The organism is Ralstonia sp. ASV6 (assembly GCF_016429285.1).
Taxonomy (GTDB): Bacteria; Pseudomonadota; Gammaproteobacteria; order Burkholderiales; family Burkholderiaceae; genus Ralstonia; species Ralstonia flaminis.
Map to the genome: position 1 here is coordinate 1 of NZ_JAELUI010000080.1, position 26,592 is coordinate 26,592.

General features: G+C 63.4%; 28 protein-coding genes and 1 pseudogene. 15 read left to right on the forward strand and 14 right to left on the reverse strand.

Features of this window, described 5'->3' with window-relative positions; genetic code table 11:
- Nucleotides 1-997 (forward strand): acyltransferase (locus JHD73_RS16440; protein WP_199031337.1); only part of this gene is annotated, 997 nt, incomplete at its 5' end.
- Between the two features lie 3 nt (nt 998-1,000).
- On the opposite strand, the gene JHD73_RS16445 is transcribed toward JHD73_RS16440, so the two are convergent.
- Nucleotides 1,001-1,756 carry an autoinducer binding domain-containing protein gene (locus JHD73_RS16445; protein ID WP_199031338.1) on the reverse strand — a complete coding sequence of 252 codons (756 nt, stop codon included), beginning with the start codon at nt 1,754-1,756 and terminating at the stop codon, nt 1,001-1,003.
- 531 nt (nt 1,757-2,287) lie between these two features.
- Here JHD73_RS16445 and JHD73_RS16450 point away from each other — a divergent pair.
- Together JHD73_RS16450 and JHD73_RS16455 are read left to right on the forward strand one after the other, a co-directional pair.
- Nucleotides 2,288-3,364 (forward strand): type IV toxin-antitoxin system AbiEi family antitoxin, encoded by a 1,077-nt coding sequence (locus tag JHD73_RS16450; protein WP_199031339.1) that lies wholly within the window; start codon nt 2,288-2,290, stop codon nt 3,362-3,364.
- A complete protein-coding gene (locus tag JHD73_RS16455; RefSeq protein ID WP_199031340.1) occupies nt 3,345-4,223 on the forward strand; it encodes a nucleotidyl transferase AbiEii/AbiGii toxin family protein in 879 nt (292 codons plus the stop codon). Before JHD73_RS16450 ends, JHD73_RS16455 begins: the two co-directional genes overlap by 20 nt.
- A gap of 45 nt (nt 4,224-4,268) precedes the next feature.
- On the opposite strand, the gene JHD73_RS16460 is transcribed toward JHD73_RS16455, so the two are convergent.
- Nucleotides 4,269-5,429 (reverse strand): enolase C-terminal domain-like protein, encoded by a 1,161-nt coding sequence (locus JHD73_RS16460; protein WP_199031341.1) that lies wholly within the window; start codon nt 5,427-5,429, stop codon nt 4,269-4,271.
- Nucleotides 5,430-5,997: 568 nt separating this feature from the next.
- Between JHD73_RS16460 and JHD73_RS16465 the strand changes: the two genes are divergently transcribed.
- Nucleotides 5,998-7,416, forward strand: a complete 1,419-nt coding sequence (locus tag JHD73_RS16465) for a discoidin domain-containing protein (protein ID WP_199031342.1) — start codon at nt 5,998-6,000, stop codon at nt 7,414-7,416.
- A gap of 83 nt (nt 7,417-7,499) precedes the next feature.
- Here the strand turns inward: JHD73_RS16465 and JHD73_RS16470 are convergent, their stop codons facing one another.
- Nucleotides 7,500-7,952 (reverse strand): carboxymuconolactone decarboxylase family protein, encoded by a 453-nt coding sequence (locus JHD73_RS16470; protein ID WP_199031343.1) that lies wholly within the window; start codon nt 7,950-7,952, stop codon nt 7,500-7,502.
- A gap of 210 nt (nt 7,953-8,162) precedes the next feature.
- Here JHD73_RS16470 and JHD73_RS16475 point away from each other — a divergent pair, with 210 nt between their 5' ends.
- Both JHD73_RS16475 and JHD73_RS16480 read left to right on the forward strand, forming a co-directional pair.
- On the forward strand, nt 8,163-9,827 hold the full coding sequence (locus JHD73_RS16475; RefSeq protein ID WP_199031344.1) for an alkaline phosphatase D family protein: 1,665 nt from the start codon (nt 8,163-8,165) through the stop codon (nt 9,825-9,827).
- A 27-nt stretch (nt 9,828-9,854) separates the two neighbouring features.
- Complete coding sequence (locus tag JHD73_RS16480; protein ID WP_199031345.1) at nt 9,855-10,868, forward strand: 2-dehydropantoate 2-reductase; 1,014 nt, start codon at nt 9,855-9,857, stop codon at nt 10,866-10,868.
- 7 nt (nt 10,869-10,875) lie between these two features.
- Here the strand turns inward: JHD73_RS16480 and JHD73_RS16485 are convergent, their stop codons facing one another.
- Entirely contained in the window at nt 10,876-11,550 is a 675-nt protein-coding gene (locus tag JHD73_RS16485) for a Crp/Fnr family transcriptional regulator (RefSeq protein WP_199031346.1), read from the reverse strand.
- Between the two features lie 159 nt (nt 11,551-11,709).
- On the opposite strand from JHD73_RS16485, the gene JHD73_RS16490 reads away from it, so the two are divergent.
- Nucleotides 11,710-12,423 (forward strand): tetratricopeptide repeat protein, encoded by a 714-nt coding sequence (locus JHD73_RS16490; protein ID WP_199031347.1) that lies wholly within the window; start codon nt 11,710-11,712, stop codon nt 12,421-12,423.
- Nucleotides 12,424-12,428: 5 nt separating this feature from the next.
- Here the strand turns inward: JHD73_RS16490 and JHD73_RS16495 are convergent, their stop codons facing one another.
- The 3 genes from JHD73_RS16495 to JHD73_RS16505 are packed head-to-tail and all read right to left on the reverse strand — an operon-like array spanning nt 12,429 to nt 13,592.
- Entirely contained in the window at nt 12,429-12,803 is a 375-nt protein-coding gene (locus JHD73_RS16495) for a 2OG-Fe(II) oxygenase (protein ID WP_199031348.1), read from the reverse strand.
- Between the two features lie 41 nt (nt 12,804-12,844).
- A complete protein-coding gene (locus tag JHD73_RS16500) occupies nt 12,845-13,108 on the reverse strand; it encodes a DUF2164 domain-containing protein (RefSeq protein WP_199031349.1) in 264 nt (87 codons plus the stop codon).
- A 25-nt stretch (nt 13,109-13,133) separates the two neighbouring features.
- Complete coding sequence (locus tag JHD73_RS16505) at nt 13,134-13,592, reverse strand: GNAT family N-acetyltransferase (RefSeq protein ID WP_199031350.1); 459 nt, start codon at nt 13,590-13,592, stop codon at nt 13,134-13,136.
- A 182-nt stretch (nt 13,593-13,774) separates the two neighbouring features.
- Between JHD73_RS16505 and JHD73_RS16510 the strand changes: the two genes are divergently transcribed.
- The 3 genes from JHD73_RS16510 to JHD73_RS16520 all read left to right on the forward strand — a co-directional run bounded on the left by JHD73_RS16510 (nt 13,775) and on the right by JHD73_RS16520 (nt 15,468).
- Entirely contained in the window at nt 13,775-14,158 is a 384-nt protein-coding gene (locus tag JHD73_RS16510; RefSeq protein WP_199031351.1) for a VOC family protein, read from the forward strand.
- Between the two features lie 52 nt (nt 14,159-14,210).
- On the forward strand, nt 14,211-14,777 hold the full coding sequence (locus JHD73_RS16515) for a helix-turn-helix transcriptional regulator (RefSeq protein WP_199031352.1): 567 nt from the start codon (nt 14,211-14,213) through the stop codon (nt 14,775-14,777).
- Between the two features lie 82 nt (nt 14,778-14,859).
- Nucleotides 14,860-15,468, forward strand: a complete 609-nt coding sequence (locus JHD73_RS16520; RefSeq protein ID WP_199031353.1) for an HD family hydrolase — start codon at nt 14,860-14,862, stop codon at nt 15,466-15,468.
- On the opposite strand, the gene JHD73_RS16525 is transcribed toward JHD73_RS16520, so the two are convergent.
- The 4 genes from JHD73_RS16525 to JHD73_RS16540 form a co-directional block, all read right to left on the reverse strand.
- A complete protein-coding gene (locus JHD73_RS16525) occupies nt 15,447-16,004 on the reverse strand; it encodes a dihydrofolate reductase family protein (RefSeq protein WP_199031354.1) in 558 nt (185 codons plus the stop codon). The two genes, JHD73_RS16520 and JHD73_RS16525, sit on opposite strands and share 22 nt — an antisense overlap.
- 86 nt (nt 16,005-16,090) lie before the next feature.
- On the reverse strand, nt 16,091-17,263 hold the full coding sequence (locus JHD73_RS16530; RefSeq protein ID WP_199031355.1) for a GGDEF domain-containing protein: 1,173 nt from the start codon (nt 17,261-17,263) through the stop codon (nt 16,091-16,093).
- 167 nt (nt 17,264-17,430) lie between these two features.
- Complete coding sequence (locus JHD73_RS16535; RefSeq protein ID WP_199031356.1) at nt 17,431-17,979, reverse strand: RNA 2'-phosphotransferase; 549 nt, start codon at nt 17,977-17,979, stop codon at nt 17,431-17,433.
- 36 nt (nt 17,980-18,015) lie between these two features.
- Entirely contained in the window at nt 18,016-18,789 is a 774-nt protein-coding gene (locus JHD73_RS16540; RefSeq protein WP_199031357.1) for an ABC transporter substrate-binding protein, read from the reverse strand.
- A gap of 330 nt (nt 18,790-19,119) precedes the next feature.
- Here JHD73_RS16540 and JHD73_RS16545 point away from each other — a divergent pair.
- Nucleotides 19,120-20,151: pseudogene (locus JHD73_RS16545) on the forward strand (SGNH/GDSL hydrolase family protein).
- Nucleotides 20,152-20,331: 180 nt separating this feature from the next.
- Here JHD73_RS16545 and JHD73_RS16550 read toward each other — a convergent pair.
- Together JHD73_RS16550 and JHD73_RS16555 are read right to left on the reverse strand one after the other, a co-directional pair.
- The gene (locus JHD73_RS16550; protein ID WP_233177012.1) at nt 20,332-20,724 is read right to left on the reverse strand and encodes a GFA family protein; all 393 of its coding nucleotides are present in this window, start codon (nt 20,722-20,724) and stop codon (nt 20,332-20,334) included.
- Nucleotides 20,725-20,848: 124 nt separating this feature from the next.
- Nucleotides 20,849-21,199 (reverse strand): hypothetical protein, encoded by a 351-nt coding sequence (locus tag JHD73_RS16555; protein WP_199031359.1) that lies wholly within the window; start codon nt 21,197-21,199, stop codon nt 20,849-20,851.
- Nucleotides 21,200-21,390: 191 nt separating this feature from the next.
- Here JHD73_RS16555 and JHD73_RS16560 point away from each other — a divergent pair, with 191 nt between their 5' ends.
- Nucleotides 21,391-21,978, forward strand: coding sequence for a chorismate mutase (locus tag JHD73_RS16560; protein WP_199031360.1), 588 nt, complete (start codon nt 21,391-21,393; stop codon nt 21,976-21,978).
- A 98-nt stretch (nt 21,979-22,076) separates the two neighbouring features.
- Here JHD73_RS16560 and JHD73_RS16565 read toward each other — a convergent pair whose 3' ends face one another.
- A complete protein-coding gene (locus JHD73_RS16565) occupies nt 22,077-22,643 on the reverse strand; it encodes a hypothetical protein (RefSeq protein WP_199031361.1) in 567 nt (188 codons plus the stop codon).
- Nucleotides 22,644-22,798: 155 nt separating this feature from the next.
- On the opposite strand from JHD73_RS16565, the gene JHD73_RS16570 reads away from it, so the two are divergent.
- The 3 genes from JHD73_RS16570 to JHD73_RS16580 form a co-directional block, all read left to right on the forward strand.
- Nucleotides 22,799-23,836: a bifunctional nicotinamide-nucleotide adenylyltransferase/Nudix hydroxylase gene (locus JHD73_RS16570; protein ID WP_199031362.1), complete on the forward strand. Its 1,038-nt coding sequence runs from the start codon at nt 22,799-22,801 to the stop codon at nt 23,834-23,836.
- Between the two features lie 71 nt (nt 23,837-23,907).
- Nucleotides 23,908-25,341 carry a nicotinate phosphoribosyltransferase gene (locus tag JHD73_RS16575; RefSeq protein ID WP_199031363.1) on the forward strand — a complete coding sequence of 478 codons (1,434 nt, stop codon included), beginning with the start codon at nt 23,908-23,910 and terminating at the stop codon, nt 25,339-25,341.
- 93 nt (nt 25,342-25,434) lie between these two features.
- Nucleotides 25,435-26,592: radical SAM protein (locus tag JHD73_RS16580; protein ID WP_199031364.1), on the forward strand; the 1,158-nt coding region annotated here is incomplete at its 3' end.

A 26,592-nucleotide genomic window follows, 5' to 3' on the forward strand; every position in this document is an offset into this window, starting at 1 on the left:
CAACGTGGGCGGGCGCGTGGGCGTGTCGTTCTTCTTCGTGCTGAGCGGGTTCGTGCTGACGTGGTCTGCGCGCAGTACCGATACCACGCCAGCGTTTCTCAAGCGGCGCCTGCTCAAGATCTACCCCAACCACATCGTCACGTGGGCTGTGGCCATGATGCTGCTGGTGGCGCCCGGCACGCGGGCGGCGGTGTGGCTGCCCAATCTGTTCCTGCTGCATGCGTGGGTGCCGGAAGACGACATCCTGCGCGGGGTGAACGCGGTGTCGTGGTCGCTCTGCAGTGAGCTGCTGTTCTACATGCTGTTTCCGCTGATCCTGCCGGCGGTGCAGCGCATACGTGCCGCGCGGTTGTGGTGGTGGGCGGCAGGCACCGTGGCGGCGCTGCTGGCGGCGCAGGGGCTCATCACGCTGCTCACACCGGACGCGCCCGTCGCACCGGGTTGGCCGTTGCCCGAGCTGCGTTTCTGGCTGGCGTACTTCTTCCCACCGCTGCGGCTGTTCGAGTTCGTGCTCGGCATGCTGATGGCGCGCATCCTCATGACCGGGCAGTGGATCAGGCTAGGCCTGCTGCCGGCGGTGCTCTTCATGGCGCTGGGGTATGCGGCCGCGCGCGTGGTGCCGTTCCAGTACAGCCTGAACGCAGTCCTCATCGTACCGATTGCGCTACTCATCACCGCCGTGGCGGCAACCGACGTGGCTGACGCGCCCACGCTGCTCGCCTCACGGCCGATGGTGTGGCTGGGCGAGGTGTCGTTCGCGTTCTACATGGTTCACCTGGAAGTGCTGTACGGCGCGCGGGCGCTGCTGCGCGGGCAGGCGTTTGCCACGCCCGTGGCACTGGGTGTGATTGCGGCGGAGTTCAGCACGGCGCTGCTGCTTGCTTGGGCGTTGTATGCGCTGGTCGAGCGCCCCATCATGCGCCGCTGGGCCGGCAGCGCGCGGCCCCGCACAGCACGCGCATTGGTCAGCCGAGCAGACGACGGCAGCCGTGCCTGAGCTTCAGGCCGCTGTGGCCGGAATCAACCCCAGCATCGCCGCTTTCACCACGGCATGCGTCTTGTTGGCCGCGTTGAGCTTGGTGATGGCGTTCTGGATATGGAAGCTCACGTTGCGCTCGGTCATCTCCAGGATGGCCGCAACCTCGGCCACGGTCTTGCCTTCGGCCGTCCAGTGCAGCGTCTGGCGCTCAACATCTTTGAGGCGCGCGGCAGCATCGGGCAGCACCTTGCTTGCCATCAGGTTGCTGATGGTGGCGTGGGCAAGCTGGCCCAGCCAGATCATCTCTGGCTCGATGGCGGCCAGCTCGTCTGCGGTGATGGGCTCAGCGCTGCGCGCCAGGCTGAAGGTGCCAAATATGCCGCGATGGTCTCGCATGGTTTGCGACCAGCCGTGGTTCAGCCCATGCTGGCGTGCCTCCACCCAGAACGGCTCGTTCGGATCGCTAATGCCGGGCCACAGCATGGGCTTCACGCAGCGCTGGCCGAACTGCAGCACCGGGTCGATGGCGGCGTAGCCGCGCGCCAGATAGGTCTCTCGCCAGCGCTCGGGGTAGTTGCTCCATGCCACGGTGTTGAAGCGCGTGATCGGGATCGCCGCGCGCAAGGCATAGGCGTAATAGTCGAAGCCCAATAGGGTGACCGCCGTGTGCAGGCTGCGAAACGCGGCGTCTGCATCATCCAGGGTATTCAACTCGCGCAACAATTCTGCGCGCCACGACGTAATCCGGTTTTCCGTCAATTCAATGCGAGCGCCCATGCAAGCGTTCTCCCAAATAGGTTCAGTACGACTGCAATCGCGCGGGATCATCCCGCACACATCACGGCCGCCACCGACAGACGTTTTGAACATGGCCGCGTGCCGGCACAGCATGCGGCATTCCCCCGGTTCAGGCTTGTGGCTGTCAATCCGCGTTGGTGTGAGGTTTCAGCCTTGATCTGGTCGTCGCCTTACGCTTCGCTGACTGCGCGAAACGGCGTGCTGGAACTATACAAAATTTGAAGCGGTTTGCGCGCCGCAACATACTAATGAGGGGTAGTACATTTTCTCGAATGCTGATTTGACTGAAGACAGGAATAAATCCGCTGATAATCGACCGCTCTTGCGCAAAGATGATTCCCTGATATAACCACCTGCTTTTTATTGCTGCTGTGCGGTTGCTTATTGTTCAAATTTTCCTGGCGTTCATGTTACATGAACACTGAATTTTCTTGAACAAGGCAGTCTTGCCGTTCATACTTACCATGTGTTCACGCATCATGAACATGTGACAAATATGAACAAACACACATGGCGACCCGATACGATCCCCAGCATCACGAGCGTGAAGTGCTCGATACTGCGCTGAAAGCCCTGGGCGAACTCACCGGCATAGACGGCACGGTTGTTGCGACCGAGGCCCGCACCAGTCCCCGCGCAAAGTCCGACGCCGTTGTCGACCTGAAGGTCGCCGGCCAGACACATCGTTACCTTGTGGAATGCAAGCGCACGATGGACCGACCCTCCGCACTGGCCCTAGTTCGTACGCAACTGGCCCCCCACCTCGACTCTGGTTTGCTGGTTGCACCGTACCTCAGCCCACAACTGGCAGAGCACAGCCGGCAGCTCGACTTGCAGTTCATTGATACCGCAGGCAATGCTTACCTTAAGGCCGATGGTTTGTACGTATTTGTGAGTGGACGCAAGCCGCTCGCCCTTCCGACACAGACCTCCACGCGCAGCGCGGGCAACGCCACAGCATGGCGCATGGCCTTCGCCCTGCTCTGCGAACCTGCACTCGTACAGGCGCCATATCGGGAGATCGCAGAGGCCGCCGGCATTGCACTCGGCTCAGTCGGTACAGTGTTTCAGGACTTGGCCACGCGCGGTCTACTGGTTAAGTCAGCAAGAGGCCGTCGCCTCGCTGCGCCTGCGCAAATGCTCGACGAATGGGTTGCCGGCTACCCCTCGATACTGCGCCCCAAGCTGCATCCCCGCCGCTTCCAAGCGACCAACCCAAATTGGTGGCAAGACGCCAGCCTGGCCGACCCGACACAGCTGAGCGCGCAATGGGGCGGCGAAGTCGCGGCCGCCCGCATGACCGGCTATCTCAAACCCGCCACGCAGACGCTCTATATTGATCCGCCTGCCATGCGAGACACGCTGCGCCACCTAGTCACCAAGTATCGCCTTCAGCCTAGCGCGGATGGACCCATCGAACTGCTGGAGACCTTCTGGAGACCGCCGACTAGCCCAACCGCCCGGGAAAGTCTTGTACCACCGATCCTGGTTTATGCGGATCTCATCGCCACCATGGACTCGCGCAATCTGGAAACCGCCAACCTCATCCGAGAAAAAAGCATCGCTCGTGTACTCGATCCGCTCTGACCGCCCACTCGACCGCTCAACCCAGGACATTCTCAGTGCCATCCACGACGTGGCTGCCCCGCTGGCACTGCCCATCTTCGTGGTGGGCGCCACAGCGCGCGACATTCTGCTGACACACGTGTTTGGCATCGAGACCGGGCGTGCCACGCTCGACGTGGATTTTGCCGTTGCCGTAGAACATTGGCCGCAGTTCGAAAACCTCAAGCAGCACCTGCTAGCCAACGACCATTTCAACTCTGCCGCCAGCATCACCCACCGGCTGCTCTATCGCACGAGCGACAGCACGATCGCCCGGCCAATCGATCTCATCCCATTCGGCGGCATCGAACAGCCGCCAGCCACCATCAAATGGCCGCCCGATATGGCTGTCATGATGAATGTTGCGGGCTATGCAGATGCCTGGCGGGCCGCGGTCGAAGTAGAGTTTGCGCCCGGACGCAGCATACGCGTGGCATCGTTGGCTGGGCTTGCCGTGCTCAAGCTAATCGCCTGGAAGGATCGCGGCCGGGAGGACCCAAAGGATGCGGAAGACCTGCATTTCCTACTGCAAAACTATGCCGGCGCCGGCAACTTGGATCGTCTGTATGACGCAGAATCCGCTCTATTGGAATCGGCCAACTACGACCCGGACCTCGCAGGCATGGCCTTGCTTGGCAGAGATGCCGCCACGCTAGCCGGCCCGCAAACCTGTGAGCAATGCATCGCCCTGCTCGACGACACAGCAATGCGCGATCGCCTGGCCCTGCATATGGCCCGAACGCGTGCTGGCGCAACGGATGCGCTGGACGCGGCCTATACCCGCTTGACCTGGTTCCGGCAAGGGTTCGAACTGCATGCGACCGGCTCCCCCTCCGTCTGATTACAAGGCGGCGCCAACTCGAACCCGCCGCCACTGGACGCTCACTTACGCAAATATCTGCCGGAACGCACGCCACGCTTCAGCATGCGTCTCGAAACCAATGCCGGGAACCTGCGGCAAACCTGCGTAGCCCGCCTCAATACGCGCCCCATCCGCCAGCCCGCGAAACGGCGCAAACGCAAACGGGCTGACCTCCGCACCGCCCAGGCCAAGTGCCGCCACCAGATGCAGCGCAAAGAGATGCCCACCGTGCGGCCAGAACGCATGGCGCGGCCACCCGCGCGCGGTCATGGTTTCAAGGATGCGCAGGTAACCCGGCACGCCATAGCAATGCACGGGATCGAACACCAGCACATCGCGCGCGCTGCGCAAGCCCCCGTATTGATCGAGCAACCGTGCCTCCGCCTGCGAGAACAACGCCTCGCCCGCCGCGATGGGCGGCGCATATACCCCGGCCACCTTGGCATGCGTGGCGAAGTCGAGCGGGTCACAAAGGTCTTCAAACCACCAGAGCGCATAGGGCTCCAGCACGATTGCTGCCTGCAGCGCAGCAGTCTGGTCGTACAGGTTCATGGCATCCACAGCGAGGTGGCTGGCACCAGACAACTGCGCGGCTGCCACTTCGATGCGTTGGCAATCCACATCCAGCGGCGCACCACCGATCTTGATCTTGGCATGCGTGAAGCCGAGATCCACGCAGCGGCGCATCTCATCAGACAGGCGAGCAAGATCATCCCGCGGATAGCGATAGCCGCCGCCGGCGTACACGCGCACTCGCGGCTGCGCCACCACGCCAAGCCGCTGCGCAAGGAAGACGGACAACGGCATGCCGGCAATCTTTGCAGCCGCATCCCAGATCGCCATATCGAGCGTGCCCACGGCCACGCAGCGCTCGCCGTGGCCGCCGGGTTTCTCGCCCGCCATCATCGTGTGCCATGCCCGGAACGGGTCGAGATTGGTGCCCGCCTCATCCACCAGGCTACCGGGCGATGCAGATAGCAGGCGCGGTGCAAAGCGCTCACGAATCAGCCCGCCCTGCGCGAAGCGGCCGACCGATGCGTAGCCGTAACCGATCACCGGTTTGCCGTCGCGCATCACATCAGTGGTGACGGCCACCAGGCTGGTGGTCAGTCCACCCGATGGAATGGACGGATCGTCATAGCGGGAAACCGGAATAGCGTGCTCGCGAATCTCGGTGATGTGCATGTCAGCCCTCGCTGCGCCGCCGATGTGGCGGCATGTTCGCATGCATTGTCGCAAGGTCTCGCACCATGCGTGCGCCCGCGGCAACATGCTTGCGCGGTCGCCAGCAAGCCGTGCGCCTCAACCACGCGACAAATCGTCGCGGTAAAAATGACAAGATTGCAGGGCCTGCGTGCAGCGCCGACAACGTTGCCGAAGTTGCGCGTGTCACTTTTACACGCGCATGTGGCGGCGGCCGCCCGTGCAAAAAATTGCGCGCAGATTTAATGCGGAAAGCACACGTTTATCGCCCTATCGAATTGCGCGCAAAGCCCTTACAGTCTCGCCCGCGACTCGCCTTTCCGATGCAGTCGAGACCCCGACAACAAGCACGACGGTACGAAGCAACAGGGTCACTTTTCGGCACGTCTTCGTCGCCTCGTCACTCCCCCGGTTTGTGGCGCTTTTTCAACTTGGGCCCGCCCCGAGATGGCGGGGCTTTGTCTGCAATCTGGCGATGCGACGAGGACGTGGTTTTGACCTACCACGGCGCTCTTCGCCGTGACCCCCTTGCACAGGAAGTACCCGTCTCATGCGTACCCAACTGCTCTCTCTTGGCGTTGCCATCGGCGCAACGTTTGCCCTTTTTGGCGCACCGAGCCAGGCCAACTGCGTGGCCAATCCACCCACGCAATCCAACACCACCTTTCCGGCCAGCCTGACCGGCAAGCTTGCGTATCACAGCTATGTGAACTACGGCGACGGCACCAGCCAACTCTTCATCTACGACTTTGCCGCGCGCACGCTGCAGCAGGTGTCGCAACCCACCTGGGGCATTCAGGACCCGATGAACGCGGTGTTCAGCCCAGACGGCAAGTGGCTTGCCTTCATGGGCATCACCAACAACGCGTGGAACGTGTTCTTCTGGCAGGTCGGCTCCAGCAACATGCCGATCAACCTGACCAACAGCACGGGCCAGACGCGCAATGAAGACCCGAAGTTCAGCACCGACGGCAAGTCGCTGCTGTTCAAACAGAACGGCGACGTGATGCAAGCCGCGCTGTCGTACACGAGCTCGGGCCCGGTGTTCACCTCCATCCTCAATCTGACGCGCACGGCGCCGGCGGTGGAAAACTCGATGCCCTTCCCCACGCCCGACGGTACGGCCGTCTACTACGCCGATGGCACGGGCGCCAACATGGGCCTGTACAAGCAGACCATCGGCAGCACCAGCAAGGTGGCGTTCGACACGCCGACAGGGCTGGCAACGTACTACCCGATCGTGCGTGCAGACGGCACCGTGTTCTATGCCCGCTGGCATGACGCCACGAGCCAGGCTGACCAGATCTACACCAAGCTCAACCTGGGCGATACGCCCAACCAGCTCTCGCTCAACGACTGCAACAGCAACAACTCCGACCCGTCGCCCGTGAACGGCACAAACTACGTGTTCTTCTCGTCCACCACGGCCGGCGGCTATCAGCTCTACCTGGGCGATGCGAGCACGGGCCAGCGCTGGAGCCTGTCGCAGTTTGGCGTGAACAGCGACACGACCAGGGCCAAGCTCGGCTCGAACTACTACGCGGGCGGAGCAACGCCTGCTGCGCAGCAGATCGGGCTGCTGTCGCAAGGCAAGCCAGCCAGCGCGTCGTCCAGCTACAGCAGCAGCCTGGGCCCGGCCTACGCGTTTGACGGCAACACCACCAGCACGCGCTGGGATTCGGTTGAAGGCGTGGCCGGTACACAATGGCTGATGGTGGACCTCGGCTCGACGCGCACCATCACCGGTGTCGACCTGTATTGGGATGCCGGCGCCAAGGTGTATTCCATCCAGACCTCCAACGACGGCGTGAACTGGACCAACATCTACTCGACCACCAATGGCGTGGCGTACGGCCACGTGGCACTGGCCAACCTCAAGGGCAGCGGTCGCTATGTGCGTATGGTCGGCACGCAACGCGCCACGCAGTGGGGCTACTCGCTGGACGAAATGCAGGTGTGGGGCTACTGATCTGATCGATCCGTCTGCCTGACATGACAACGCCCCGGTGACTGCGGCCATCGGGGCGTTTGTCTTTGCAGCGCGCTAGCGCATCAGCCCGCCTGGAACGCGCCAGGCACCCAGGCAAACGGCTTGGCGATGCGGTTCCACGTGTTCATCTGCGCCACCACCAGCGTGAGGTTGGAAAGCTCGGCCTTGCTGAAGTGACGCAGCATCTCGTCGATCAGGTCATCGCCGATGGCGTTGTTAGCGAGCAGTGTCACTGCATCGGCCCACCGCAGCGCAGCGCGTTCGCGCTCGGTATAGAACGGCGTCTCTTCCCATACAGGCAGCGAGTACAGGCGCATGGCAGTCTCGCCAGCGTGGATGCCTTCCTTGTAGTGGCGGTCCAGACAATACGCGCAGCCGTTGAGTTGCGAGATGCGATAGCGCAGCAGCTCAAGCAGGCGCGTATCGAAACCGCAGCTGTTGACATACGACTCGACCGCCAGCACAGCTTCAACCATCTTGGGCGGCAGTTCAGCAAAAGAGATGCGTTCGTTCATGCAAGGGCTCCGTTGAAAGACCGCGGTCATGGTAGGCAGAGCTGACCGCTGCAGCGTGCGGGCATGCCGTATGGCAAAGATCAGCCCGCCGGTATCGGCCGCGCCGTTGCCTCTGGTTGAGGACTAACCCCTAGATTGTCAAAAGCTGAACATTCAGCATGGACATGGCTCGGCACGATGGCACTTCCGCACCACGCCACAGGATGGAAAATGCCCGCCCCGATCAAACCGCGTACCCCACCGCACGGCATGAGCCGGCGGGATTTCCTGACCCTCGGCACTGCCGCTGCCGGCCTGGGTACGTTGGGCCTGACCTTGCCCGACACCGCCCTCGCAACCACGCCGGCAGCGGATACCAACTGGCATGCCGGGCAGCTCGCGCACCTGATCCCCGCCGCCAGCCACGACCGTTTTCTTATCAAGGCATCGTTTCAGGCACCGCTGGCGCACGCACCGTGGCTGATCGTGAACGGCAGGCGTGTTGCCGGCGAGCCCACCGATACAGCAGGCCGCTTCTGGCGCTTTGATGTGCGCGGCCTGCAACCGGCCACACAGTACACGCTGCGCATCGTCGATGCTGGTGGCAAGCCGCTGGCCGATGCCTGGCCGCTCAAGACCTTTCCTGCACCCAACGCCACACCCGCACGCCTGCGCATCCTGGCCTACACGTGCGCGGGCGGCTACGACGGCCCGTCCATCGCCGGCAAGACCGCCTGGCTCGACATGAACGCGCGCCGCCGCCTGCTGGCACGCGGCATGGCCTTCGCACCCGATGCCGTCATCGCCAACGGCGACCACATCTACTGGGACTTGCAAACCTCGCAGAACAAGCCCTTCGCTCGCCACGTCCGCGAGTTGATGTGGGCGAAATTTGGCGGTGCGCTCGACATGTCGGTGCCGATGTCGCACCCAAAGAACGAGCCGATCTTCACGCGCGTATGCGACTACCAGATCGGCGGGTTGTATGGCACCACGCTGCGCTCCACGCCCGCGTATTTCCTGACGGACGACCACGACACCTTCGAGAACGACGAGTTCGACGACAAGGTCGCCACGTTGCCACCGGAGCCATACGGGCTGATTGGTGCGGAGTTGACACAGCACCGCTACTACCCCGAGTTCCTGCCCGATGCCAACCGCCCCGTATGGCTGCCCGGCGGAGACAAGGCGGGCATGCCCACCGACACCAACAGTGCGTTCGGCACCCTGCGCTACGGCACCCTGCTTGAAGCCGTGCTGTACGACTGCCGGCGTTTTCTGGACAACAAGGGCATGCACGCACGCGTGGTGCCGCAGTGGGTGGAAGACTGGCTCGTGGCGCGCACGCGTGCGGAAGACACGGCGCATTTCTTTCACGTGCCGTCGCTGCCGTTTGCGTATTCTTCCGGCAAACTCGGCGACTGGTATCCGGACCTGCTCGACAAGAAGACCGGGCGGCTGGTCGGCAATCAACCCAAGCCCGGTTGGCAGACTGGCTGGCACGCACAGCACCAGCGTCTGGTGGCAGCGCTCGGACAACAGAAGCAGCGCGCCGCCGTCATCGTGCAAGGGGACTTTCATGCGTCGGCCGTCGGGTCGATGTCGCGCTCGGCCGAGCTGGAGTTCGCGCAGCCGGTGCATGCCGTCATGACCGGCACGCTGGGCACCGGCGACATGGGCTTCCCCTCCGCTTTCCGCAGCATCGAGACCACACCCGCGCTGTCCGTCGCCATGCAGGAAGCCTTGCGCCCAACCGAGAAAAACGGCTTTACCATCATCGACGTGACACCGGAGAAGATGACCTTCTCGCTGTTCCTGTGGCGCCCGCCTGAGCCGGTGGACGCCATCGACACCCTCCAGCCGGCCCTGGTGTACGAGGTGCCGCGCCTGGCATGAGGCGTCTATACAACAACAAGGAGACGCATGGCGAAGATCTGCATCGTGGGGGCCGGTTCGATCGGCTGCTATCTGGGGGGCCGTCTGCTGGCCGCGGGCGCTGACGCAACACTGGTCGGGCGTGCACGCATTGGTGATGAACTGCGCGCGCATGGCCTGACGCTGACGGACTACCGCGGTGGCCGCTGGCAGGTGCACGCCGCCAATGTGCCTTACGCGACCGAGCCTGACGCCGCTGCCGCAGCAGATCTGGTGCTGGTCACCGTCAAGTCGGCCGCAACCGCTTCCGTGGCTGATGAGCTGAAGCCCCTGCTACGCCCTGGCGCGGTGGTCATCAGCTTCCAGAACGGTTTAGGCAATGCCGACGTGCTCCGCGCCGCGCTGCCGCAGCAGACGGTGCTGGCGGGCATGGTGCCCTTCAATGTGATGCAGCCGGGGCCGGGCGCCTTTCATCAGGGCACGGCGGGCGAGCTGGAGGTTGCCACGTCGCCCGCGTTAGACGCCTTCCTTGATGATTTCCAGCGTGCGGGTCTGCCGCTGGTGCAGCGCACGGACATGGCATCGGTGCAATGGGCCAAGCTACTGCTCAACCTGAACAACGCCATCAATGCACTGGCCAATCGGCCATTGAAGGAAGAACTGTCGCAACGCGCTTACCGGCGCTGCCTGGCACTGGCGCAAATCGAGGCGATGCGGCTGCTGGCACGCGCTGGCATCCAGCCTGCCAAGCTCACCCCGATACCCCCCGCGTGGATCCCGCGCCTGCTGGCGACACCCGATGCCGTGTTTGCCCGGCTGGGCGGCAAGATGCTCGCCATCGATCCGCTCGCGCGCTCGTCCATGTCCGATGACCTGGCCGCTGGGCGCGCCACCGAGGTCGACTGGATCAACGGCGAGGTCGTACGTCTGGCCGATCGGCTCGGGCAACGTGCGCCCGTCAACGCGCAGCTGTGTGCGCTGGTGCATGCCGCAGAAGCCGCCGCCGCGCGCCCGAGCTGGTCGGGCAACGATCTACTGGCGGCGCTGCGCTCGGCCGCCTGAACGCGGTTCAACTCACGCCCAGCAGCAGCGACATGTCCTGAATCTCGATGTGCCCATAGCGCAGGCGGATGGCGCCCAGCTTCACCAGCGCCTGTAGCTCCTTGCTGAGCGTCTGCCGGCTGATGCCCAACATCATGGCCAGCGCGTCCTGCGAGGTGTTGATGGTTGCGCGCCCTTGCGCCGATTGCGATACATCGCCGTGCGCCAGCATGGCAATCCGCCGCGCCACGCGCACGCGCGTGCCCTGTAACGCGGCGCTCGCCAGCGAGCCATAGGCCAGGCGCAAACGCATCGCCACCAAGCGCGCGATGGCTGCCGCAAACGCCGCGTCACGCATCAACGCTTCGAAGCGCGCTGCGCTGACAGCGAGCACCTCGGCATCTTCCAGCGCAACCGCGCAGTGACCGCGCGGTTGCTGATCCAACGTCGACACCCCGCCGAACCAGTTGCCGGGCTCAACCAGCGTGAGGATCACCTCGTCGCCCTCTGCGTTGAAGATCGACAGCTTGAGTGCGCCGCTGGCGACGCCAAAGAAAGCGTTGGCACCGGGGTCTACCGGATCGCCCTGGCGGAAAAGGAACGCACCGGCGGCAACAGGCACGGTCGTGGCGGCCTCCAGCAAGGCCTCGGCTGCTTGCTGCGGAAGGCTCTGGAACCAGGGGTTGGTGGAAAAAACTTGCATGGACGGCGGCGTTGAATGCGCTGCCACGAGACTACATGCAATGGCTGCCTATTGGCAAAACGGTTGTGCGTTGCGGTCCACCGACATACCCCACTTCCCGGCGCACCGGCAGCCGGCACGTTCTGCTAACGTCGCTCGACATTTCAACGGGAGGGGGCCATGCCGTATCCGCGTGTTCTGGTTGCCGTTGCCGCGCTGCTCGCGAGCGTGTCCGTCTGGGCGCAGAGCGCGCCCGCCGCCAACGCCGACGACACCCGCAACGCTCAACTGCTGCAGGAAGGCGCGCAGCTTGCCAAGGCGAGCCGGCAAGCCGAGGCCATTGACGATTTCGACAAGGTAGCTGCCTTCTACGAAAACGCGTATCGCGACGAAACGGCCCGGCTCTACAGCGCACGCAGCCAGGCTGAATCGCTGCTGTACCTGATGGAAGCGGCCAACGCCAAGACGAGCGCAAAGGTCGTCTCGTCCAACTGGGCGTATGCGTACTACCTCAAGGCCTACGCCCTGATCGAGCTGAACCGTACCGACGAAGCCAAGACCATCCTGCAGCGCGCCATCGACATGGCACCCCACAACGCGCAGTTCCATGCGGAACTGGGCAACCTCTACCAGCGCGAAAAGAACTGGCCGCTGGCACTCGCCAGCTTCAACGCCGCCGCACGCGATGCGCGCGAATTCTCGCCGCCGCAGATCAAGAACAACGAACTTGGTCGCGCCTGGCGTGGCACGGCGTACGTGTATGTTGAGCAAAACCGGCTGGACGAGGCCGAAGCGCTATACCGCAAATGCTTGGAGCTGGACCCCAAAGACGGCCGCGCGGCAGCGGAACTGCGTTACGTGCAGGCGCAACGCGCCAAGGCAGGCAACCCGTAAGCGGATTACCCCGGCCGGCGCCCCAGCACCCACCCCACGGAAAGCACATACCGGCTGCCACCCACCACGCGCGTCACGCTGTGCTCACACGCATCGGGGCGGAACAGTTTGACGCGCCGTGTCTGGAAGATCGGGTTGGCGCAGATGAACTCACCGCCCGCACGCGGCGACTTCAACACGATGTTCAGCCGATAGTGCCGCCCGTTGGATACGGGGTCGGTATGCGGTGGGATTTCCGACCCTTCCGGGTAGCGAATCAGATAGCTGTCAAACGGAATTGGCCACATTGCCGTGGCCAGCAGCATCTTGTCGTAGCCCGTACCCTGGCGGCCGCGTTGCCAACGAAAAGCGGTTTGAAGAAACTGGCGCAAGGAAGACATGAGTGGCGCGGGTAGCTGAACCCGCGCATGTTAGCCGGGAACTACCGCCGCTTGCCAATCTTCGACCAGTACGTGAAGGGCTCCTCGTGGCACTCGTAGTCGAGTTCAGCCACGCGCGTCTGCAGGCGTTCCTGCACATCCCGCACGGCAAGGTTGTAGACCACCGGGCCGATCTCTTCGATAAAGAAGCTCAGCAATGCCCCGGCCTGGATGTTGCCGATGCGCTCTTCCAGGTGGTCAGTGAAGTAGCGCTGGATGGATTGAATCGCCTCTTCGCGGGTATCGCGGTCAAGCTCGATCGGCATGGGGGCTCCTGTGAATGGGCTGGCTTCAGAGCGTCAGCTTGTAGCCCTCGTGGCTCGCCACGAAGCCCAGGCTTTCGTAAAACCGATGTGCATCGCGGCGGGTCTTGTCGGTGGTGAGCTGCATGAGCTGGCACCCACGGGCACGACAGGTATCGATCGCCCATTCAAACATGCGGCGCCCAAGGCCGCTACCGCGCAGCGGCGCCGCAATGCGCACCGCCTCGATCTGCCCGCGCCACGCACCGCGTCGCGCCATGCCCGGGATGAACGACAACTGCAACGTACCGACCACCGTATCGCCCTGCACGGCCACCACCAACTGTTGATTGGTATCGGCTGCAATGGCTTCGAACGCAGCCACATAGCATGCGTCGAGCGTTGGCCCGAGAGACTCGCGCTGGGCACCCAACGCGTCGTCAGCCAGCAGGGCAACGATGGCCGGCACATCGGCCAAGCGCGCGATGCGGAAGAGGATGGATTCCATGGGCAATGCGAAAGTGATCGACAGCGGCAGTGCGCTTTGGTCGCCAGTCTAAGCCTTTCTGTGCGCTGGCCGGCATGAGCGCTGCACGGCCAAAAGCATCGATCCATCGACTATCGTTAACGCAGGACCACGGCGGGCCGCCAGCGAGTGCATGGACCGCCTCACCGCACGGGAGACACAGCATGCGCGTCGAGCTGAACCACACCATCGTCTGGTGCCGCGACAAGCAACAGTCCACACGCTTCCTGCGCGACATTCTCGACCTGCCCGAACCCATCCCATTCGGGCAGATGCTGGTCGTACCGCTGTCCAACGGCGTCTCGCTCGACTTCTTTGATAGCGACGAGCCGATCGCCGCGCAGCACTACGCCTTCCTCATCAGCGACGCCGAGTTCGACCGTGCCTTCGCGCGCATCCAGGCAAAGGGGCTTGCGTACTGGGCGGACCCCGCCAAGAAACAGCTTGGCGAGACCTACGTCCACAACGGCGGCCGCGGCCTGTACTTTGATGACCCGGACGGGCACTTTCTGGAAATCATGACGCGGCCATATGACCTGGGGTCGTAAGCTCGCCTACCATGCAAGGCCTGATGGCATTCCTCTGCACAACACAATCCCCATGCACAACGCTCCATTTGCGCAACGCCCGCTAGGGCCGATGCTGCGGCGCTGGCGCACCCTGCATCGCGTCAAGCAGACGCACGCCGCCGAGCTGTTTGGCGTTGCACAATCGACCATCTCCCGCTGGGAGGCTGGCGTGCAGGACATGCAGCCGGATGAGCGCCTTCGTGCGGAAGCGCTGTTGCATGCACGACTCAACTCCGCCGCCGACTACGCACTGGCCCGATTGATCGAAACGCATCCGCGTGCAGTGCATCTCGTCTGCGACCTGACCCATCGGCTGCTCGCATGCTCACCCGCACGCGCCGCCGAGTTTGGCCTGCCGATGGCGCAACTGATGGGGCAATCGCTATGGCGTTATGCCACGGAGGCCATCGCCCAGCGGGAAGCAGCGCTTGACGCGCTGGGCTGGCATGACAACCTCGCCCCGCCCGGTTTGGAGTTCAGCACGGGCACCAACGATTCGATCGTCGTACCCATTCGACCAAGCCTGTGTCGCTGGACGCGCATGACACTGTCCGACGGCACGGCGGTGCGGCTCGTCGAAACGCTGTCGGCAATCTGATTTGGGCCGTCCGCATTTTTTATGCGTGGACGGCGCGCGGCCGAACGTCGTAGGCTCAGCCAACGAACGACGGACCCGCCCCATGACGACCGATACCCTGATTGCCCGGCTCGACTTCCTGCGCGAGGCCGAGCGCCTCAAAAACGTACTGCGTAGCGGCCACACCTCAACAGGCCGCCCCGAAAGCACAGCGGAACATAGCTGGCGCCTGAGCCTGATGGCCATCGTGTTTGCCGATGCGCTGAAGGAACTCGACCTGTTGAAGGTGCTGCAACTGTGCGTGGTGCACGATCTTGGCGAGGCCATCCACGGTGATGTGCCGGCCATTCATCAACACGCACATCTCAACAAGAGCGCGCGGGAGCGCCTTGACCTGCTGCAGCTCACGCACATGCTGGATACCCCGGCACGCAACGCCATCCTCGCACTGTGGGATGAATACGAATCAGCAGCCACGCCAGAAGCACGGGCGGTGAAGGCGCTGGACAAACTAGAGACCATCATGCAGCACAACCAGGGCGCCAACCCGGACGACTTCGACTACGCGTTCAACCTGGGATACGGGCAGCGCTACATGCAAGCGGCGCCGCTATTTGCCACGCTGCGCGGGCTGCTGGATGCGCAGACGCGGCAGCGGATGGCGGATTCAACGCGGGCCGGAGAATCAGACTACCCACGCACCACCTCGTAGCGCATCTCCACGAACGTTTCCTTGTACGGTGTGACCGATGTCAGCTTCAATGCCGGTGTCACAACCGCACGCGGCAAGAGCGGCAACCCGCTGCCCAGCACCACGGGCATGATCTGCACGATCAACTCGTCGAGCAGATCGCGATCGAGAAACTGTCCGGCCAGCTCTCCGCCACCGACGATCCACACGTTCTTGCCGTTGGCCGCTGCGCGCATCTGTTGATGCACGGGCACCACGTCACCCTGCGCGAAGCGGACATCCGCGCCCTCCACCACCGGCAGCTTGCGCGAAGTGAACACCCACGTGGGCTGCGTATACGGCCAAGGCGCGGCCTGCGCAGTGCCAGGTTTGACCAGCTCACGCAGCAGCCATTCATAGGTGGATGCGCCCATCGCCAATGCACCCACATCGCGAATGAAACCGTCGTAGCTCGTGCCGTCCAGCGAGCCGAACTGCATCAACCAATCCAGCGAGTGATCCGTCGTCGCGATGAAACCATCGAGACTGGTGGCAGCGTAGTACTGGGTCTTGGACATGGCATGCGCTCTTGTTGGCTTTGGGAACGAGATGCTATGTCATCTCGATTGCCGATACCTCGCGCACGACTGCGCAAGCCGGCAGCCTAGACCACAGCAGCAGCGCTGCTGACATCGGCAGCGCAGATCCTGTTGCGCCCCTGGTGCTTGGCTTCGTAGAGCGCGCGGTCTGCGCGCACGCTCAGGCGGTCAAAAGACTCACCGGCTTGCCAGCTGGCCACGCCGCCGCTCAGGCTGTAGTGATATGCCTGTGCGCCGATCGCCACCATCTGTACGGCTGCGGCCTTGCGCAACCGCTCTGCCAGCAGCATGGCATTGTCGAGATTGGTTTCAGGCAGCAGCAGCGCGAACTCCTCACCGCCAATGCGCCCCAGCACGTCGGTCGGCCGCAACTGCGCCTGCACCATCTGCACGAAGGCACGCAGCACAGTATCGCCAGCTGCATGGCCGAACGTGTCGTTGATGCGTTTGAAATGATCCAGATCCAGGATCAGCAACGAGAGTGGCCGGGCCTGTAACTGCAGGCGATCTACGTAGCGACGCGCCAAGGTTTCGAAGCCCTTGCGCGACAGCGCGCCGGTCAGGAAATCGCGGTTGGCGGCTTCGCGCGCATCGGCCAGCAGCGCATCGTGCATCATCAGCATGGCCGACATCGACAGGATCGGCATGATGGCCGCCGCAATCACCAGCAGCAACACGCTGCCCGCCGTGGAAAACATGGAGGGGCTGGAGGCGGTATCCAGCGTCAGAAAGTAGATGCCACGCGCGAGCTGGCACGCACCGAAGATGACGGCGATGGCGGCCGTCACCCGATACGGATACGTCGGGCGGCCCGCCGGTGGATGCCGTATGAACATCCACGCCAGGGCGGTGCAGAAAGCAGCCGAGAACAGCGTGGTCGAAAACACGCGCATCGGGATGCTGTCGACGGCATAGCGCCAGTAGATGACGGCAATGCACACCGCCACCACGCCCGTCAGCAGCATCGGCCAATGCGGCCTGCGCCCGAGAAAGCGTGCGCAGCCCGCGTAATAGGCCGCGCCACCCAGCGCAAGCAGCACGTTGGCCACAACAACGGACAGCGCGTCGGGGATCGTTCCGCGCAGCAGGAGCATCGGCAACGCCAGCACCACGGCAAGGTTTGCGCCAAACCATTCGGCCACACCAGGCTTGCCCGCGCGCAGCAGCGAGCCCAGCAGCACCAAGAGCACAAAGCTCATCAGCGCAGACGTGGCGATGGCGACACCTGGATCTAGCATGGGCACCCTCCCGCTGGGTCTTCTGTGGCGGTGGATTCTACGTGAGGGGGCGTTCTGCGGGCATCACCGGGTGGTGGGGCACGAACTCCCGCCAACTTGTCTACATCTTCTACTCAAGTTGAGCGAGCACGTGTGTGGGGCTATGGAGGATCAGCACGTGCCGCAGCTCAGAAGTCGACAGAGAGATAGCCTGCCGGCACCGCGTCAGTCAGCCACACACCGTTCTCTGAGCGAAAGAACGTGTGCCCCTCGGCATGCATGCGCGCGGCATCCACCGTCAGCACCACCACAACCCCGTAGCGCTGGCCAACCGATCGGGCAACGGCAAGATCATCCGTCAGGTGCACATGGTGGCGCTGGCGCTTGCCCAAGCCAGTGGCAAGGATGGACTCCAGAAACCGCGTTGCCGTGCCGTGGTATAGCACCTCGGGTGGCGCCGCGGGCAGCAGTCCGAGGTCGACGTCGATCGAATGGCCTTGATTGGCGCGAATGCGCAGGCCATGTTCGCTGATCGCAAAGCGTTTCTTGTCGCTGGTTTCGACCACGGCTTCAAGCTGCTGGCGCGTCATCGGGCGCCCCGATGCGGCGGCCCTCTCCAGCAAGGCGCCGATGCCCGCCCACCCGGCATCGTCAAGCGTCAGCCCGATGCGCTTGGGTTCGTGGCGCAGGATCAGGCTGAGAAATTTGCTGAGGGATTTGAGTTCGGATGGGTTCATCGGTCCGATGTTCTCACGCCTCAGGACAGTCGCCCATCAGGCGTGGCCAGAAAGCTGCGAAATGATCGCGCCCGGGTTCTTGGTGGCCGGCGCCACCGTGACACCCGTCACCCCGTGCCGCTGCAACGCCTGCGTAACAAACCCCGATGCTTTCATGTCCTCCACAAACCCCGCCACATACGCTGCGGCCCGCGCCCCGCGGCTGGTCGGCACGCCCATCGCCTGACGGATGACCATGAAGCGCTCGTCCAGCAGTCGTACGCCCTGCACATTGGCAGCATCGGCTTCGAGCTGCTGCTTGACGCCCGCCGCCACCTCCGCATGCGTGTCGAGAAAGGTCTGCACCACCGCAGGGGAGGTGGGCGCGCGAACGATCTCCGCATGCTGCAGTTCGCGCGTGAGGAACAGGTCGTACGCACTGCCTTTGCCAACGACCACGCGGTTGCCGGCGCGGTCCACATCGGCGTTGGTGCGGATGGGCGAGTCGTTGCGCACAAGGTAGTAGCCCTCGATCAGCACGTACGGCTCTGTGAAGGAAATGCTCGCCGCGCGGCGCGGGTCGATGGCAAAGAAGCCTATGTCCGCCTGCTCCTGCGACACCACATCAACCGACTTGCCGGCGGCATCCACCACGACCAGCTTTAACGCAACCCCAAGGCGTTCAGCCAGCGCCTGCGCCAGATCAACGGACACACCAACGGCCCGCCCCTGCGCATCCAGCCCTGCTAGGATCGGGTTGCCCGTGTTGATGGAAGCGCGCAGGGCGCCCGTTGGAGCCAGAGCGGCAAGCAGCGTCGAGTCGATGGACATGGTGCGTTGGCTAAGGGGGGGAGGATGTTCGAGTTCTTGGAGACGACGTTGAGTGTGCGACCGAAGGTGCCGTCAACCAGACGCAGACGGGCAAACCCACCTTGGTAAGTCTACCGATGGCCTGGCTTGCGTGGACTAATCTGTACTAAAGCAGGCTGCGTCTACGCAACGATCACCAACAGACTTCGCCACGCTCACGCCACTTCAGTGCCCGCAATCATGGCGCGATGCGGGTGATAGAGCGCTTCCATGCTCAACGAAGCTGCGCACGGCCAGGCCGATCAGCCCGCCCTGTCAGCGCCACCACCCAGCCGGCTGGCGGGAGGAACCATGCACGCAATCCATCACACGATCTGCACGGCAATGCTCGCCATGGCGGTTTGCCTGCTTGCCGCATGCGGCGGTGGTGGGAGTGATGGGGGCTCAAGCAACGGCAGTGGCAACGCAGCCACCCCGCCGGGCGGCGTGCATCTGCAAGTGGTGTCGTTCGGTGACAGCCTCTCGGATGTCGGCACCTATGCCCCGATCGCGGCAGCGGTGGGCGGTGGGCGCTTCACAACCAATCCGGGGCAGGTATAGACGCAAGACGTCGCGCAGTACTACGGCGATACGCTCAGCGCGGCGTTCACGATCAACCTCACACATGCGCTGACTGCACAGAGCGGGCTCGGCTATGCAGAAGGCGGCGCGACGGTTGCGACGCCGGCAAACCTGTACGACTTCCTGACCGATGTGATCGGCAATGTGGAAATGCCAGTCAACCAGCAGGTGTCGAGCTATCTGGCAAGGTACGGCAGCTTCAACGCCAATCAACTGGTGCTGGTCTGGGCCGGCTCGAACGATGTACTGCGCGCGGGGACCCTGCCGGCCTCGGCACCCGTCGTGCAGACGGCGGCCACCACGCTCGCGCAGGTGGTGGCGCAGATTCTCCTGGCCGGCGCCACGCATGTCGTGGTGATCAACGTACCCAATATCGGGCTCTCACCCACCGGCGTGGCATCACCCGATGGCGGGACCAACCTGACCCAGCTGTCGCAGATCTTCAACAACACCCTGACCACGGCCCTGCAAGCCAATGGCCTGCAGGGGAAAGTCATCCTCGTCGATTCCTATACCTGGATGAACCAGACCATCGCGGCCTTCCAGGCCAATGGCTTTACCGTCTCCAACACCAGCTTTGCCTGCGACCCAACAAAGACGCCCCATGCAACGGCGTTGCTGTGCTCGCCGGCGACCTACGTCGCGCCCAACGCCGATCAGACCTACGTGTTTGCCGACAGCCTCCATCCGTCGACGCATTCGCATGCCCTGTTCGCCCAGTTTGTGGAGCAGCAGATCGCCAACACTGGCCTTGGGCATTGAACTCGCGGCACGGTGCAGCCGGCCAATCCTTCGCTCACGACCGCCACGCGCCCGCTGCCATCCGTTCCAGCCGTTCGACGTACGCCCACCCCGCCGCTCGCGCGGCAATCGGCGATCAGCGCACGCACGGCGGGTGCATCGGTTTCTTCGGGCATGAGCGTTGCGGCGTTGGGCATCGGGTTACGCCGCCTCGTCGGTCGGGCCGTCCCATCCGTCCAGATATTTGGGCAAGGCATCCGCCACATCCACCACGCGGTGCCGGTAGAACAGATGCATGGTCGGGGCCAATGCTTCAGGCAATCCGTTTTGCGCGGCGCGCGCGAAAAGGCTGTTGGGGATCACCGCCATGCCCAAGCGATTGTTGCCGAACAGGGTCTCTCCGCAATGGCGGCAGAAGTGGCGCTTGAGTTGGCGTGTGGGGTGCTGGAAGGCGATGAGATCGCCGGCGCCACGTTCAACGGTGACGTGGGCCGGGTCCCACGCAGTGGCGGAGAGTACCGGCGTGCCGTAGAAGTCGCGGCAGGCGTTGCAGTGGCAATTCGCGCGCGCAGCGGGCGCACCGACAATGCGCAATTGCACACGGCCACAGATGCATTGCAGGGTGTCGGGGATTGCTGTCAAACCTGAACTCCTGGGCTGGAATGCTGGTGCGCATTCTACGAGCGCCCGCGCAGGTCTGCTGGTAACGCTGCGCCGCTCAGAACAGCGCCATCTGCCGCATCCCGAACCCGATCGCCTCTTCCACGCGCATGCGCGCATGCGAGAGCGATCCTTCAATGCCCGACAGCGTGCCAGCCAGCCAGCGGTAGACGAGCGGCGCATCGCCACGCGGGCTCAGGTGGATTTCACCGAGCTTCTTGCCGCGCTTGTCGCGATAGTAGTGAGAGCGGTAGCCGCGTTCCCAATGCGTGATCGGGCCGCGCCATTGGCGCGGGCGGCGAGGTTTGGCAGGAGGTGTTTCGGCGGGCGCTGCCGACACCGGATCCTCCCAGCCGAATGCGGGTTTGGCGAACAGCGGCAAACCTTCCAGATCGGGGTAAAAATCCATCGTCGTAGGCTCAGCTAACCGCGCCGCCGCTGGCTTTGCAGACACACACGGCGCGTAGTCCGCATGATACCTGGGTTTGTGGAGAACATCACGTGCAAACGCAGTACGGGCGCGCTACGGATGCCGGGCGGCATCGGTATCATGACGACTGCCAACCCTCCCAGACCTCAGGCAATCCGCCGACACCCGCCATGAACCTCGCCCTCAAGCCATTCGTCATGCCCAAGACCGCCCTGCTCGCCTGCGCCTTGTGCCTCGTGGCGGGTTGTGCAACCCCGGTGACCGCCCAGGAAAGCGCCTTCGCGCCGCTGCTGCACCATCTGGCCGACCGTCTTGTCACCGCCGATCAGGTAGCCCTGAGCAAATGGGACACCGGTCAATCTGTCTACGACCCGGAACGGGAAGCCAAGGTCATCGCCAACGTTTCGGGCATCGCGCCCACCTTCGGGTTGAACACGACGGACGTGGCCAATGTCTTTGCGGACCAGATCGAGGCCAACAAGGAAGTGCAATACGCCCTGCTCAACGACTGGCGCAGGGCCGGCGCCGCACCCACCACGCCGCGGCAAAGCCTGTCCGGCGACATCCGACCGCGCCTGGACAAGCTGCAGACGTCGATCCTGCAAAGCCTGCGCGACGCTGCACCGGCCCGCGGCCGGTCAGATTGCCTGAGAGAGGTCGCGCGTGAAGTCGGCCGCGTCGCCAGCGAGAAATCGCTCGACACGCTGCACCGCATTGCGCTGGATCGCGCCACCGCACGGCTTTGTGCCAAATCTTGAGCAACGGATATGTCAGCGCGTTGACTGACCTACGCACAACCCTATGTGCGAAGAATGCCGAGGACACTGGTTCATTCAATGAGAGCGGCGCGGTGCGCCTACAGCGTGCCGGCTCGGCGACAGACCGCTCTGATCAGCACATTGAGCAACATCGCTTGGTCACTGGCCGTCTCGACCAGCGGCACAGCCCAGGCACAGTCCGACAGGTCGAAATGATGCTGCCAGCCCCGCGAGCCCTGCAGCTCGGCAAGGCTGAACCCTGACGACCCGCCCGTATCGGCATGCCCGCCGCCGATGGACTCGCCAAGCTCGAACGCACGCTCCCTGAACGGGCAGAGCCACACGCCGTAGACGTGATGTGACGCGTGCTGCGAAGTCGGTGCCTGGTTCTTGTAGCCAAGCCGAAGAACCTGGCGCTGCAGCGCCCAGCCTTCAATCGGCTTGGATTTCTCATAGAGATAGGCTGCATCGAGAACGCGACCGCCGGGCCAGCTCACCTGCTGCGCATCAAAGGTCAGGTTCTTGAGCTTGTGCGGATAGGCAAACTCGGGCCAATCCTTCTCCGCTCGGGCGATCGATGCGTCGAACAGGCGAATCTCCTGCCCTTCAAATTCCAGCGCCAGTTGCCAGGTTTCGTTCGGGATGACATTGGTCAGGGCGGGCATTTTGTCTTGGCTCAACGCTCCGGCAATAGGTCGAATACCGTTGCACATCGCGCATTTTTACGAGATTTTCATTTGACGCTCAATGGGGGCGGCGCGTAGTATTTATTCACGGTTGCGGGACAGACCCAACACCGCCAATCTCTTGAGGGAGCCTCATGAGCACCAATGCAAAGCGCTTCGATGCGCTTGTCTTCATCGGCCGTTTCCAGCCGATGCACCGTGGACACCTTGACGTACTGCGCCGGGCATTGAGCCTTGCAGATACGGTTTGCGTCCTGATCGGCTCGACCGATAAACCCCGCACCATCAAAGACCCGTTCTCGTTCGACGAGCGCCGGCAGATGATTGCCTCTGCGCTGGATGCGGCATCCCTCACCCGCGTGCGCTTTGCGCCGGTGCAGGATTCCACCTACAACGACGGTGACTGGGTCCGCTGGGTGCAGGAGGCCGTGGCCGCCGAGCTGGGCGACACCGCTGGCCGCAAGATCGGCATCATCGGCCACGAGAAGGACGGCACTTCGTACTACCTGCGCATGTTTGCGCAGTGGGAGCTGGTGGAAGTCGACAGCACCGAAGACATTTCCGCCACCGAGATCCGCGAGCAGTTCCTGGCTGAGCGCAGCAACAGCTTCGTGTCGTGGGCTGTGCCCGCACCGGTGTTCGAATGGATGGAGGGCTTCCGCAACCAGCCGGCCTTCGCGCAGCTGAAGGCGGAATCGGAGTTCATTGCCGGCTACAAGAAGGCCTGGTCGGCAGCGCCGTATCCGGTCACCTTCGTTACCGTCGATGCGGTGGTCGTGCATTCTGGCCACCTGCTGCTGGTACGCCGGCGCAGTGAGCCCGGGCGTGGCCTGTGGGCGTTGCCGGGTGGCTTCGTGAATCAGGAGGAACGGCTGGAGGCGGCGTGCCTTCGCGAGTTGCGCGAAGAGACCGGGCTCAAGCTGCCCGAGCCCGTGCTGCGCGGCTCGTTGAAAGACCGGCAGGTCTTCGATCACCCGCAGCGCTCGCTGCGCGGGCGAACCATCACGCACGCATTCCTGTTCAGCTTTCCGGTGGGTGAGCTGCCACGCGTCAAGGGCGGCGACGATGCCGACAAGGCGCGCTGGGTGCCGCTGAACGATTTCGCGCGCATGCGTAGCGTCATGTTTGAGGACCACTTCGACATCGCCTACCACTTTCTCGGCAAGCTCTAACGCTACCGATACCCGCTTCACCCGCTGGGACAGACCCGGCGGCCACCCAACGGCATAGAGGAGCTCTAGCCATGCAAAACGACCTGCGTCGTCTGTCGTCCATCCTGTCCAATCCGATCCTCAACACGGATTCGTACAAGGCGTCTCACTACCTGCAGTACCCGCCGGGCACCTCGGCGATGTTCTCGTACATCGAATCGCGCGGCGGACGTTATGACCGCACGCTGTTCTTCGGGCTGCAGATGCTGCTCAAGGAATACCTCAGCCAGCCCGTCACCACAGCGATGATCGACGAAGCCCGCAGCTTCTTCGCTGCGCACGGCGAACCGTTCAATGAAACCGGCTGGCGCTACATCGTCGAAACCTATGGTGGCTATCTGCCGGTGCGTATCCGTGCGGTGCCGGAAGGTTCGGTGGTGCCCACGCACAACGTGCTCGTGACCGTGGAATGCGACGACCCGCAGGCGTTCTGGCTGACCTCGTATATTGAGACGATGCTGCTGCGCGTCTGGTATCCGGTGACGGTGGCCACGCAGAGCTGGCAGTTGCGGCAGCTTGTACGCCGTTACCTGGAGCGCACCAGCGACGACATTGCGCAACTGCCGTTCAAGGTGCACGACTTTGGCGCGCGCGGCGTGTCGAGCGCTGAATCCTCGGCCATTGGCGGTGCTGCGCACTTGGTGAGCTTTATGGGCTCGGACACCGTGCTGGGCGTGGTGGCGGCCAACGCCTACTACAACACGCCCATGGCAGCGTTCTCGGTACCGGCGGCCGAACACAGCACCATCACGGCCTGGGGCCGCGCAGGCGAGTGCGATGCGTATCGCAACATGCTGCGGCAATTCGGCAAGCCGGGCGCGATCGTCTCAGTGGTCTCCGACTCGTACGACCTGTTTGCGGCGCTGCGCATGTGGGGCACAGAACTCCGGCAGGCGGTCATCGACTCCGGTGCCACATTGGTCATTCGCCCGGATTCCGGCGACCCGCAGACCATCGTGATGCAGACCCTGCGCGCACTGGACGAAGCCTTCGGCTCGGTGGTCAACGGCAAGGGATACCGCGTGCTCAACCATGTGCGTGTGATCCAGGGTGATGGCGTCAATGCAGACTCCATCGAGGCCATCCTGGCTGCGATGGAAGCTGCCGGTTATGCGGCTGACAACATCGTGTTCGGCATGGGCGGCGCGCTGCTGCAGCAACTGAACCGCGACACACAGCGCTTTGCCATGAAGTGCTCGGCGGTCAAGGTGGACGATGTCTGGCGCGATGTCTGCAAGGACCCAGTCACGGATGCCGGCAAGCGCTCCAAGCAAGGGCGGCTGACCTTGCTGCGCAATCGCCGGACCGGCGCTTACCAAACCGCAACGCTTCCGTTGGCCTGGGATGACCGGCGCGTCGAGAGCGATTGGGATGACGCACTCGAAACGGTATTCGACGGCGGCAAGCTGCTGATCGACGTGTCGCTGGATGACGTACGCGCCCGCGCCCAGGCGCACGAAGTCTGAGGACGAGGCTGTAGCGCGCCTGCCGCGATCCGGACCACTTATGCGTGACTCCGTCGCGGCAGACGCAGAAGCATCAAGAAACGGATTCCGATCATGATCGAGAAGAAGAAGCTCTATCACGTTACCGTGCTGTCCAACTTCGCACGGGCATTCGACAAGTACTCGCATTGCTATGCGAAGGCTGGCATTCCTGAAAGCACCTATCCCGACCGCTTCTATCTGCTGGAGCGTGGTGACCTTGAGATCGGCTACCAGAAGGCATCGCAGTTGCTTGAGAAGCTGGCAATTCCTGGCAACCGGTTGATCTTGCTGGAAACCCAGGTCGATCCGGCGCTCATCCAGGAAAACACGGCCACCGGACGCGGTGTCTTCATTCACGCAGACCACATCAGGCTCAGCGCACTGTATGACCTGGAGCCCAAGGACGGCGGCATGGCATGGCGCCGCACGGTGATCGAGGACATGACGGCAGCGTCGCTGCGACTGTTGAGCGGGCAGTTTCAAGCGTTTGCCGCGCTGCGACCGCGCACCCTGTCCATCCTGCCCATCGCGCAGGGCTGTCAGGCCAAGTGTGCGTTCTGCTTTTCCAAGGCGTCGATCTCCAGCGATCAGGCAGCGTACCGGCCTGACTGGGACACGCTTGGCGCATGGCTGGACAAGGCTGCAGCACACGGGGCTGAGCGTGCGGTAATCACCGGCGGCGGGGAGCCGACCCTGCTGGCTTTCGCGCAAATGGAAAGACTCGTTGCCAGTTGCGCGCAGCGCTTCGATAAGGTCGTGTTGATCTCTAACGGGCATGCGTTCGCAACACTGCAAGACGCCGACCGCATCGCGCGTCTGCGTGCCCTGCACGACGCGGGGCTGAGCGTGCTGTCCCTCTCCCGCCATCACTTCGATGCGCAGCACAACGAGCGCATCATGAAGCTACGCACGCCCGTCGAAGCACTGGTTGGCACCTGGCACGAACATCGCCATCTGTGGCCGAATCTGCGCCTGCGATTCATCTGCGTTCTGCAGGACGGCGGGGTGGAAGATGAAGAGACACTCGAACACTATCTGACCTGGGCCGCAGATCAGGGGGTTGAAGAAATCTGCTTCAAGGAGCTTTACGTCTCAACCAGCACGGAATCGATGTACTTCGATCGCGCGGCAAACGATTGGAGCCGGCATCACCAGGTGCCGCTTGCGCTCGTCACCGATTTCGCGGCGCGCGCGGGCTTCTCCATTAAGCACCGCCTGCCCTGGGGCGCG